Annotated in this window: 7 protein-coding genes; 5 read left to right on the top strand and 2 right to left on the bottom strand. The window is 38.0% G+C overall.

Annotation, left to right across the window (positions count from 1 at the left end; genetic code table 11):
- Positions 1 to 626: 626 nt before the first annotated feature.
- Complete coding sequence (locus ACMX3D_RS06860; RefSeq protein ID WP_482750689.1) at positions 627 to 1,472, bottom strand: cell division protein FtsQ/DivIB; 846 nt, start codon at positions 1,470 to 1,472, stop codon at positions 627 to 629.
- 113 nt (positions 1,473 to 1,585) lie between these two features.
- Here ACMX3D_RS06860 and ACMX3D_RS06855 point away from each other — a divergent pair, with 113 nt between their 5' ends.
- The 3 genes from ACMX3D_RS06855 to ACMX3D_RS06845 all read left to right on the top strand — a co-directional run bounded on the left by ACMX3D_RS06855 (position 1,586) and on the right by ACMX3D_RS06845 (position 8,837).
- Positions 1,586 to 1,741, top strand: coding sequence for a hypothetical protein (locus ACMX3D_RS06855; protein WP_482750688.1), 156 nt, complete (start codon positions 1,586 to 1,588; stop codon positions 1,739 to 1,741).
- A 641-nt stretch (positions 1,742 to 2,382) separates the two neighbouring features.
- Positions 2,383 to 3,714, top strand: coding sequence for a P-loop NTPase fold protein (locus tag ACMX3D_RS06850; RefSeq protein WP_482750687.1), 1,332 nt, complete (start codon positions 2,383 to 2,385; stop codon positions 3,712 to 3,714).
- A 116-nt stretch (positions 3,715 to 3,830) separates the two neighbouring features.
- Positions 3,831 to 8,837: a WD40 domain-containing protein gene (locus tag ACMX3D_RS06845; protein WP_482750686.1), complete on the top strand. Its 5,007-nt coding sequence runs from the start codon at positions 3,831 to 3,833 to the stop codon at positions 8,835 to 8,837.
- A gap of 44 nt (positions 8,838 to 8,881) precedes the next feature.
- Here the strand turns inward: ACMX3D_RS06845 and ACMX3D_RS06840 are convergent, their stop codons facing one another.
- Positions 8,882 to 9,196 (bottom strand): hypothetical protein, encoded by a 315-nt coding sequence (locus ACMX3D_RS06840; protein ID WP_482750685.1) that lies wholly within the window; start codon positions 9,194 to 9,196, stop codon positions 8,882 to 8,884.
- A gap of 652 nt (positions 9,197 to 9,848) precedes the next feature.
- Here ACMX3D_RS06840 and psbO point away from each other — a divergent pair.
- Together psbO and ACMX3D_RS06830 are read left to right on the top strand one after the other, a co-directional pair.
- Positions 9,849 to 10,682 (top strand): photosystem II manganese-stabilizing polypeptide, encoded by an 834-nt coding sequence (gene psbO / locus ACMX3D_RS06835; RefSeq protein WP_482750684.1) that lies wholly within the window; start codon positions 9,849 to 9,851, stop codon positions 10,680 to 10,682.
- A 659-nt stretch (positions 10,683 to 11,341) separates the two neighbouring features.
- A complete protein-coding gene (locus ACMX3D_RS06830; protein ID WP_482752290.1) occupies positions 11,342 to 12,118 on the top strand; it encodes an RNA polymerase sigma factor SigF in 777 nt (258 codons plus the stop codon).
- Positions 12,119 to 12,237 lie beyond the last annotated feature (119 nt).

Raw genomic sequence — 12,237 nt, 5'->3', positions numbered from 1 at the left:
CCGATTTGGCACAGTATACATTTGGCATACTGAATGACCTCCCATTATTTTTGTTGATGATTTAAGTTGGTCACTAATTTTACAACTACCTGTGATGGTTTTTTGTGTGTTAACTGTTGCTTGTCTTGACTTTAATGAGTAAATTTTATGATTTCTTAATACTAAATAATACTTAAAATTAGGGTTAATTTTACTTCTATCATATGTAGTATTGTCTATTTTTACGTTATAAAATCTACCCTGAATGAGATTACAAAGCACAGTAAGCTCATATAATTGAGCAAATAGCATAACAGGTAAAGACGCGATACATCGTGTCTTGTCTGCTTTAATAATATAGTTGATAGATTTAACCATTGGCGATAATTGCAACCTGAAATCTAAAATTTATCTTCTCCTTACCAATGACTAGATTTTAGAGGGAAGGAAAAATTTGGGTTTATAGTCTCAAAGGAGACTTGATAATTAAGTCTCCTATTCTATCTAATTAAAAGTTCACGTTAATCTTTTGAGTATCTTGTAAAAAAACAGAAAATTATAAATAAACTTATATATTTATCTATTAACATCAAATTTTTTGATTTACCGAGAAAATTTTATACATATAAATTAATAGAAATCGTTGCTTAGGGAATTTGAGCGTTAGCTTTTGGGCTTTTTTGGATCATATGTACTATTGGAGAGTTAGGATTTTTGAGGTCAATATATTCTATTTGACTAGGATTAATTTTTGCAGGTAAATGTCGCATTTGCGTAAGTACCTTGATTTGTTCTGGTAATAGTGAACTGGGAGTACCAAAATGTACATTTCCAATTTCGGTTTTCAGGATTAAATTCGTTAAATCTTGAAAATCAACTTCCATGATTTTCACAGAACTTTGAGCTAGTAAGGGATAAAGCTGACTCCAATATCTTCCGTATTGTTCTGGTGTACCACTAACTTTCAGACTTGGTAATTTCAACCTAGGGTTCACTAATGTATATTTTTCCAAAGGTATCCAAACACCACTAGCATCGAGTAAACCAGTAGAGGACTGTTTATTTTTACCCGGATTATTGGCTTCTGGAAGTCTTTGAGCTATTGCCACAGGTAATCGTTCTTGGATTTCTATAATTAATCCAGGAGGAAACAGGCGACGATTAACAGTTGCTTGAGCAATTGTCGGTTGTTTTTTCAACGAGTCAGCGATCGCTCCAGGTTCAATTTTCCATAAAGATTGCGGATAAGATAGCTTCAGCATGGACTTAATTGCTGTCTCTGGGAGAACTTGATTACCTGATTTGATTACAATTTGTTTGGGATCATTGAGTACCCATACAGGTTGTAGCGCTACCCAAAGCGAACCACCAGCCAAACCACTAATGGCAATGGTTCGCCAAATAGCTTGAATAATTTTCATTTGCCGCTGCCGACGTAATTTTCTGCGGCGCTGGGCTAAATCTGTCTGAGAAACTGATACGATACCTGCCATTCACACCTCTTGTTAGTTGCCATCTATATTTTTGACTCGGCTTACAAAGTTAGTTAAGAAAATCAACCCCTTGATTATTAGGACTGTACAAGTCGCTTTGTGTTGAACTCTCTTTGAATTTTAGTACCACCTTACAGCAACAACAGCAAAACTTAGGTATGAGAAATTTTGCCTGTGATATTTTGCAGTTTCGAGTTGCCCTCAAGTATAGTCTGGTGAATTTAAGTCAAAGCGATCGCCTACCAACTAGGCAAGAGAATAAATATTGACAAAAATATCACAACGTGTATACGTAATGTATAACTACTGTAAAGAAGTTATACGATGCAGATCGCATTAATTGTCAAAAAATCTAGCTAATTTTTAGCAATACAGATGTTTTGCAGCAAAAGCAATCTTAATTATCCACAAATAACTTAAATGACAAAACACAATCTTGAGTCCGACATTATAGCAATCTTATTTAATTTGTAAACATCGCAGAGGTAAGAAACATTTTTCAAAGAAGGCAACAATTTGAATAGCCGTTGGATTTGAAACCAACTCTAACTTAAGTTAAGTGAAACTGCTTAAAAAACTTTGTTAAATAAATACAAATACTGTTTCTAATTATTAGTAATTTTTTTGACTATAGCCACAACTGCATATAAGGTGATTTTCAGTCAAGTAGAAGCTTAAAGATTGTCAAAAGCTAATAACATCCGGCAAAAAGGCAGATATACTGAAAGTATCAGGGACAATAGTATCTCTAGTATTGTTTTATAGTTACTGGTAGCAAAAATCTACCAAATCCTGCTTACCACCAATTCCAAACGTAAGGTAAGTAACAAAATAGCTATATAACTTTCTAAAGATACTTGGTGTACAAATAGACAAACAACACAGTATCTACAACTGCATCTACATCTAAATGATCAATACAGAGTATTTGTCACGCTTTTATAAAGCATGTAACCCTAGTTATGCGCTCAACATGAGCGATCGGCTTGATCAGCAGTACTATATAGATTTCGCTAATGTACGTGGCTGCAAAATTGTGGAAGAATTGCAACGTACAATCAGCCGTATTTCTCCGGATGAACCTACCTGCCAGTTATTTACAGGTCATATTGGTTGTGGAAAGTCTACGGAATTACAACGCCTCAAAGCAGAACTAGAAGCCGTAGGATTTCATGTGGTTTACTTTGAGTCTAGTCAAGACTTGGACATGGCCGATATAGATGTCAGTGATATTTTGCTGAGTGTAGCTCGTCAAGTCAGCGTTAGTTTAGAAGCAATTAATATCAAAATTAAACCCCATTACTTTATCAATCTCTTCAAAGAAATTGGTGATTTTTTGCAAAGCCCCATAGAACTTTCTGGACAAGCAGAATTGTCTTTAGGTATTGCTAAAATTACAGCTAAAACCAAAGATAGCGCCCAAATACGAAATCAACTCAGACAATATTTAGAACCACGTACTAATAGTATTTTGCAAGCAATTAACGAAGAGGTTTTAGAAAAAGCTGTAGAACAACTTAAACTCAGAGGTCAAAAAGGTCTAGTTGTCATTGTTGACAATTTAGATCGAGTCGATATGCGTCCCTTGGCATCTGGGCGGACACAACCAGAATATTTATTCATAGACCGAGGCGAACAATTACGCCGACTCAAATGTCATGTAGTTTACACTATCCCCCTAGCGTTAATTTTTTCTAATGAGTATGAAACGCTCAAAAACCGTTTAGGTGGAGGTATTGCACCTAAAGTATTACCGATGGTACGAGTCAAGCAAAGAGATGGCAGTGACTACGAACCAGGTATGTTACTACTGCGCCAGTTAGTCTTAGCCAGAGCATTTCCAGAAGTTTCTTATAACGAAAGACTGTCATTAATCACAGAATTATTTGAGCAACCTGAAACCCTCGACCGTCTATGTCGTGTTAGCGGCGGCCACATCCGTAACTTATTAGGTTTGCTTTATAGCTGTCTGCAACGGCAAGACCCTCCTTTTTCTGGGGAATGTTTAGAAGCAGTAATTAAAGACTATCGAGATGACTTGCTATTAGCTATTGATGAATATCAGTGGGAATTATTATTTGAGGTAGTGCAACAGCAGAGCGTGAAAGGTGAGTCTGAGTATCAAAGCTTGCTACGAAGTATGTATCTGTTTGAATACCGCGATCCTTTGGGTCGTTGGTTTGGTATTAGTCCGGCATTAGCAGAGACAGAAAAAGTACTTGCTTGGCAGCAAAAAAGGTAATAGCTCTGAGCGAGTCAATAACTATTAGCATCAGTCATTAGTCCATCTTCACTTGACTAATGACTTATTTATCATGAGCAATTTCTTGTATTTAGTTTAGATCCTGATTTTTAAATATGACACAATGTCAACTTACACCAGAAAGCATTAATAATAATCAGCACTCTCTGCAAAGATTAGTTCGCTCAATTAAACTCTCCAAAGGTCAATTTGCTCTGATTCTCGTGCGATGTAACTACAGTCAATTGCGAGAGCAAATGCTAGAAAATATCCGCTCTGTTACCAAAGATATAAACCTACAAGAAATTTACCTTCAGCCATCAACTAAAGCGTTACACACAACAATTATTACAAAACTATCTTTAGACCATCCTGGTGTAGTTACAGATTCTTTGCTATCAGCAGTGATGGTCTTTGGGATAGAGTCAGTTCTTGCTCTTGAAGACTTATTAACTAGTATTAATCAGGCCAGAGATATTTACAAAGCAACTTTTCCTTTTCCGGTGGTTTTGTGGCTACAAGATGAAGTAGCAACAATGCTTACTAAATTAGCACCTGATTTTAAAAGTTGGGCTGCTACCACCATTAAGTTTGAAATGGCAAAAGAAGATTTAATTGCTTTGATACGTCAAGAGACAGAATCACTATTTGCCAAATTTTTAGAAGCAGGTGCAGAAAAATTTTTATCGAATGCTGCTCTTAGTTTAGCTCCTAAATCACAACATCGTCATGAAATTGAGTCTGCCCGTAATGATTTATTCCGTTTGTATAGTGTTCAACTAGAACCAGGATTAGAAGCTAGTTTAGAATTTGTGTTAGGTCGTGATAAATATGCTAATGATCAAATTAATAGTGCATTAGCTCACTATCAAAGAAGCTTAAGTTTATGGCAGAGAGATGCCAAAAGAGAAAATGAAGCAATTCAAAAAATAGAAATTTCCGAAGAAAAAATAGAACACAATTATGCTTATCGTATTAGGCAGGCAATAGTATTATTTCATGTGGGTCTATGTTATCGCCGTATGGCAGAATTACATCAAATTACTAATAGTAACTATTGTCAACATGCGCTTGCTTGGTTTCAGAAATGTTTAAACCTCTTAGAACAATTGCAAAGGCAAGATTTAGTTGCCAAATTTATTTTGCCTGCTTGTGAAATGCTGCAACGCTTAAATTATTGGGAAGAGTTAGCAGTATTAGCTCAAAAGTCTTTGCAGCTACATGAAACTTATGGGAACCCTGCCAAAGTTGCACAAGATTACGGTTTTCTGGCGTATGTAGCAGCGTCACAAAATAACTGGTTGCAGGCTCATGAATTAGCAAATATAGCACTTTCCATTGCAGAATTAGCAACAGAGGTTTCTCGGCAACAAGAAAGTTGGTATCTTTTATTGCTGGCTCGAACTCAGAGACACTTAGGTAATTGGGAAGAAGCAATTAGTAATTTAGAATGGGCAAGAGTAGTTTGTGAGCTACAGTATGAACCATCTTTATATTTAGAAATTTTAGAAGAATTGCGATCGCTCTACTTTTTTGAGCGCCATGATTATGCAGAAGCCTTCAGTCTTAAGCAAGAAAAAGTTCAAATAGAACATCAATATGGCTTTCGTGTTTTTATTGGAGCGAGTCAATTACAGCCAAAACGTTACAGAATTAACCCTGTTTTAGAAACCGAAAAAATTCCCTTTATTCCTGAAGATATCGCTCAAGAAATTGCTGCTTCTGGGCGGCTACATGATGTCAATCGTTTAATCGAAAGAATTACCCGCGCAGATCACAAATTAACTGTCATACATGGACAGTCAGGAGTTGGTAAAAGTTCAACTATTAAAGCGGGTTTAGTACCTGCTTTAAAGGGAAGAGTTATTGGTGAACGAATTCCTTTACCTATTGTTATATCTGGCTACACAGATTGGATAACAGCTTTAGGACGCAGTATCAACCAAGCATTAGCACAGTCAGAATTGCCAATTGCTGTAGAATTTACACCTAATATACTGCTAGAAAAGCTACGTTTAACAACTGAATGTAATTATATAATAGTTATTATTTTTGACCAGTTTGAAGAATTTTTCTTTACTAGCAACTCTAGTCAAAGATTAGAGTTTTACAAATTTTTTAGTGTCTGTCTTAATATTCCCTATGTAAAAATAATTATTTCTTTAAGAGAAGATTATTTACATTATTTATTGGAGTTTGAACGTTTAAGCAAGGACAACAATGATGATTTGTATGATTTAGGTGTAATTAATAAAAATATTCTTGATAAGAATATTCGTTACTTTTTAGGAAAATTTTCGATAGAAGATACTAAAGGAATTATTGATAGCTTTACAAAACGCTCTCACTATGAGATGAGTGAGGAATTAATTCATCAGCTAGTACAAGATTTAGCTGGAGAATCGGGAGAAGTAAATCCGATAGAATTACAAATAGTTGGAGTTCAGGTTCAAGCTGAAAATATCACTACACTAGAACAATACAAAATTTGTGGTTATTCAGCAAAATTAGTCGAACGCTGGCTAGAGGAAGTTATCAAAGATTGTGGAGCAGAAAATGAAGATTTAAGCTGGAAATTATTATTTGAACTAACTGATGAGAAAGGATTTCGTCCTCTGAAGACGAAATCTGATTTAGCCATTGCTTTAGAAAAAAACATCTATACAAACTCTGACTCAGAATCAGATTGGGAATTAATATTAGAGATTTTAGTAGGCTCAGGTTTGATATTGCGTTTGCGGGAAGAGTTAGGCGATCGCTATCAATTAGTTCATGATTATTTAGTAGAACCAATTCGGCAAAGAAATAACTATGGCATAGTCGCTGAACTCGAAAAAGTCAAGTCTGAAAAAAAACGCGCAGAAGTTGCACAAAAGCTTTCTCAAGAACATCTCAATTTAATTTTGCAACGGCGGTTGCGAGAAGCACGCATAGCAGGTGTAGTCTTGGCACTTATGGGTGGAACCATAGCAGCCTTATGGTGGCAAGCCGATTTACAAAAAAGAGCCGCAATTCGTCAAACAATTCGGGCAGAACGGAGTGAAACTAATTTAAAAATTAGTGCGATCGCGGCAACTAGTGAAGCTTTATTTGCTTCCAACAAAGAATTTGATGCCCTTTTAGAAGGTTTACGGGCATGGAGAAAACTGAAACAGGCAGACGAAGTATTACCAGAAACTCGAATGCGTGTAGTGACTGCCTTACAACAGGTAGTTTATGGGGTAGCTGAGTTAAATCGTTTAGAAGGACACACTGATATTGTTTGGGGTGTCGCTTTTAGTCCTGATGGTAAATTACTGGCATCAGGCAGTCGGGATCAAACTGTGAAGCTTTGGCGACCTGACGGAACTTTGCTACAAACCCTGAAAGGTCATACTGAGTCAGTCACTAGTCTGAGTTTTAGTCCGGATGGGCAAAGTCTCGCATCTTCCAGTCTCGACAAAACTGTGCAAATTTGGTCTAAAAACCCAACTACTGGTGAATTTAATTCACAGCCATCCAAAACTCTCATAAACCAAGACTGGGTTTATTGCGTGAGTTACAGTCCCGATGGCGAGTTACTGGCTACAGGCAATAAAGATGCCACCATCAAGCTCTGGCGTAAGGATGGTACTTTATTCAAAGTCCTCAGAGGTCATCAAAGGTGGGTGAATTGGGTAAGCTTCAGCCCAGATGGACAATTAATTGCTTCCGCTAGTGATGATCGCACAGTCAAAATTTGGCGGCGAGATGGCAGTTTAGTCAAAACACTTTATGGACACCAGCAAGGTGTAACTGTGGTTAGTTTTAGTCCTGATGGTCAAATGATAGCGTCCGCAGGTAGAGATAAAATTGTCAAATTGTGGCAGCGATCGCAAAGTAGTGAAAATAACTTTGACTTTCAAGTTTATAAAAATTTAGAGCAGCATAGCAGTACAATTTGGAGCCTCAGTTTTAGCGGTGATGGGCAAAAGTTAGCGTCAGGAAGCGATGATAATACTGTTAACCTCTGGAGTAGTAATGGCACATTACTCAAAACCTTTAGAGGCCACAGTGATGCTGTTGCTAGTGTTGCTTTTAGTCCAGATAACAAAATCTTGGCATCAGGCAGTTATGACAAAAGCGTCAAACTCTGGAGTTTAGATGCGCCAACATTACCAATTCTGCGGGGACATCAGGATAGAGTTTTGAGTGTGGCTTGGAGTCCTGATGGGCAGATGTTGGCTTCTGGTAGCCGCGATCGCACCGTGAAACTCTGGCAAAGAGAAAATATTAATGGCGAAGTCACAACCCGACTTTACAAAACTTTATTAGGGCATACAGATAAAGTTCCTAGTGTTAGTTTTGACCCCTCCGGTGAACTGCTGGCATCAGGAAGCTATGACAAAACGGTAAAACTTTGGCGGCGTGATGGTACTTTACTCAAAACTTTACAAGGACATACTGATAGTGTTATGAGTGTCAGTTTTAGTCCTGATGGCCAGATATTAGCATCAGCCAGTAAAGATAAAACAGTTAAACTTTGGAGCCGTAATGGTACTTTACTCAAAACTTTGGTAGGCCATCAAGGTTGGGTGAATAGCGTTAATTTTAGTCCTGATAGTCAGTTTCTCGCCTCTGCTAGTGATGATCAAACAGTCAAACTGTGGCGGCGGGATGGTACCCTGTTTAAAACTTTTTCACCCCATGACAGTTGGGTATTGGGTGTCAGTTTCAGTCCTACTGACCAATTAATCGCTTCTGCTAGTTGGGATAACACTGTAAGATTATGGCGGCGCGATGGTACTTTGTTAAAAACCTTGTTAAAGGGATACAGCGATAGTGTCAATTCTGTAACTTTCAGCCCCAATGGTGAACTACTAGCTGCTGCGAGTTGGGATAGCACAGTCAAACTTTGGAGTCGTGACGGCAAGTTAATTAAAACCCTCAATGGACATCGCGCTCCAGTCTTAAGCGTTAGTTTTAGTCCTGATGGTCATACATTAGCATCGGCAAGCGATGATAATACAATCATTTTGTGGAATTTGCATTTGGAAGACCTACTGCTGCGTGGTTGTAACTGGGCAGACAATTACCTCAACCACAACCACAACGTTGAAGAACGCGATCGCTTTTTGTGTGATGGCATTAGTCACAACCAGTAAAAATTTCAGTTGAGCAAACCAAGAGCGATCGCTCCTCAAATTTTTTAATCGCTGTTTTCTTCGCTCACCTCTTGTAGCAAATTTGCTAGAAAAGCCTGGAGCCTCATCCGCTCAATGTAAGGCCAGCCACCTTCAGACTCAATATCTTTCAGCAGGGAGTAAAGTTGCTGGCGATTATCGGGCAGACTTTCCTGGAAAGCACCATCCCGAATTGCTCGATGTAAATATTCCAACTGCCGCAGCAAGTTCAACAGAGCGAGTGGATCTCCTTGGCAGTCCCTCGCTACATCATTTACTGCTGTGGCAATCTTTTCCAGTTGCTCTGCAAAATCTAGTGATTTCAAACTTTTGTTGCTCATGCAACGCTCTCTGTCCAAAATAGGTCTACTCAAATTTACCGAAGATTGTCAGCTTTCAGGCGCGATCGCCTATTGCTAATACATAATCCTTACAGTCAGAAAGATAAGGCTTCTGAAAGCTTCTAGGAGCGGCTGATGGTTTATTTTTAAGCTTTTGTACTACTAGTAGGGTTACGAATTTGAGATGAACTTAGTCACTCTTGTTCAAAGTCTTCGTTTTTCCCGATTAGCCTCACAAATAATTTTGGTAACTCAGCACAAATCAAAGGCAATAGCAATATCTTGCAAAATAGAGTGGTGGCTTTGATTACAGCCTCTCAGGAAGCTAGATAGGATCAAAGACTTTCTAGTTTAAACTAGAGTGCTTTGATTTTGAGTTAAAAAAAATCGTATGATCTGGCTGATTTCCCTATAAAGCAATAGGCTGTATGTAGTGGCAATACATACATAATACAGAACGACTTCAGAAACACTGCAAATGCCTATGGTCGTTGCAGGGTGCGAAGCCGTACCAACGTTAAAAGCGTTAGCCATTCGGCAAAGCCTGACCCTTGGGAAAAGCTTGCTGTAGGTTATGACAGCTTTTCGTCAGAAAGCAAAACTTTGCGCAGTTTTACAACTTAGATATTAATTTTTGACATTGAGGTTGACCATGAGGTATCGCGCTTTAATTGTTGCATTCTTGGCTTTATGCCTGGGGCTATTAACTGCTTGTAGTGATGCTCCAGAGGCTAGTGGTAGAGATGTACTCACTTACGAACAAATTCGTGGGACTGGCTTGGCTAACAAATGCCCTCAATTGGCAGAAACTAGCCGAGGCTCTATTCCCATTGATAGTAGCCAGTCCTATGCCATCAAAGAACTGTGCTTGGAACCAACTAACTTCTTTGTCAAGGAAGAACCCGCTAATAAACGCCAAACAGCAGAATTTGTACCTGGTAAATTATTAACCAGATACACTTCCACCATTGACCAAGTGCAAGGGCCTCTGAAGTTCAACTCAGATGGTAGCTTGACTTTTGTTGAAGAAGATGGTTTGGATTTCCAAGCTATTACTGTGCAACTTCCTGGTGGTGAGCGAGTACCTTTCCTCTTCACCATTAAAAACTTGGTTGCTCAAACACAACCTGGCTTGACCAGCATCAATACTTCCACAGACTTTGAAGGCGAATTTAAAGTGCCTTCCTATCGTGGTGCTGCCTTCCTAGACCCCAAAGGTCGCGGTATCGTGAGTGGTTACGATAATGCCGTAGCTCTTCCTGCTCAAGCAGATGACGAAGAACTCACCCGTGCTAACGTCAAACGTGCCGATATTCTCAAAGGCAAAATTTCTCTGCAAGTAGCCAAAATAGATAGCACTAGCGGTGAAATTGCTGGCACTTTTGAGAGTGAACAGCCTTCTGATACTGACTTAGGTGCTGGTGAACCCAAGGAAGTGAAGATTCGTGGTTTATTCTACGCCAGAGTTGAACCTACTCGTTCTTAAACTCAGCAAATTGCTGGCATTTAAGATCATAAGTTTTTAGCCATTAGGCTTGATAACAAAATCTCATATCAGTCTTTAGGGAATAGACAGGTGAATTTTGAACTAAATTGACCTAAATGGCAACATATTTCACTATGAAAGGGCGAAAAGCCCTTTTTTTATTACTTTATGAAAGTAAGCTTTTCGACAGTCTCACTAAACACTATAAAATCTCAAAACTCTCCAGAGACTTCTTTAAAGATGTGTGTTTACGCTTAGTTACTGAGAAATTTTAAAAATTATATTAATTATTGGGTATTAATCCAGTAGCTTTACTGATAAAAAAACTTTTGGTCATGCAGCAAAATCATAACAGACAAACCTTATGATGGATGAAATAAATTAAGTACAATCTCGGTTTGAAATTAAGTAAATTATTTTATATTTTGTCTCTATGTAGTTTTTAATCAGCTACAGATAATACCAAATCACCATAACTAAAAAACAATTTTGCTTATTTAAATATTGCTCGATTGTTAAAGATTTCATAGTAATAGCAATGTTATATTACCAAGAATTTTCCTGGTTAGTATAGCAGGCTGTCTGCTGCGAAATATTTCAATCGTGGCTTATTTAAAAGCACGTACTTAACTGTTTATTTGCTAAATAAACGCGGTGCTATGCCTACCACAGCCACCAATGAACTGAAGCATGAAATTTGGCAATTGTTGCGAGAATATCAGCAATCCCGCTCGGAAAATGTTCGCAATCAATTAGTAAAACTCAATTTTGGATTGGTAAGAAAAGAAGCTCACTACTGGATTAACCAATGTCGTGAAAGCTATGATGACTTGCTCCAGGTGGGTTGTTTAGGTTTAATTCGAGCTATTGAAAGATTTGAAATTTCCAAAGGACACGCCTTCAGTTCCTTTGCTATTCCCTATATTCGTGGTGAAATTCAACACTACCTGCGGGATAAAGGGGTGACAGTGCGAATTCCCAGGCGATATTTGGCACTACAACAGCAAGCGATTGGAGTTTCTCGTTCTTTGCGGGAAAAATATAACCGCCAACCCACTGACTCTGAATTAGCAGCGGCATTAGAAATTACTCTCAGTGAGTGGCAAGAAATCAAATTAGCATGGATTAATCGCGCTCCTCTCAGCTTAGATGTGCCAGTTCAAGATGCAGAAGAAGGAGCTACCAGCCTAGGAGAATTAGTTCCTGATCCTCACTACCGTAGCTTTCAACTAGCACAAGAAGACCAACTACGTCTTCAACAAGCATTATTTCAGCTAGAAAAGTGTACTCGTGAAGTTTTGGAATGTGTATTTTTACAGGATTTAACACAAAAACAAGTAGCAGAACACTTGGGTATTAGTGTAGTTACGGTTTCTCGCAGAGTTAAAAAAGGGTTGGATTTATTGAAACATCTGATGTGTACAACAGACGATTGACTTTAAGTAAAATAAAACCGTATTTTTACTGGTTTGATTATGCTTAAAACAACCCTTAAAATTTAATAATTTAGGTTATAAAAGGAAAATACTTTGCCTGAAATAAAAACAGGCTGTGT

The organism is Anabaena sp. TISTR 8404 (genome assembly GCF_056847745.1).
The sequence above is the reverse complement of the archived record's forward strand: the minus strand, read 5'-3'. Positions and strand labels throughout refer to the sequence as shown.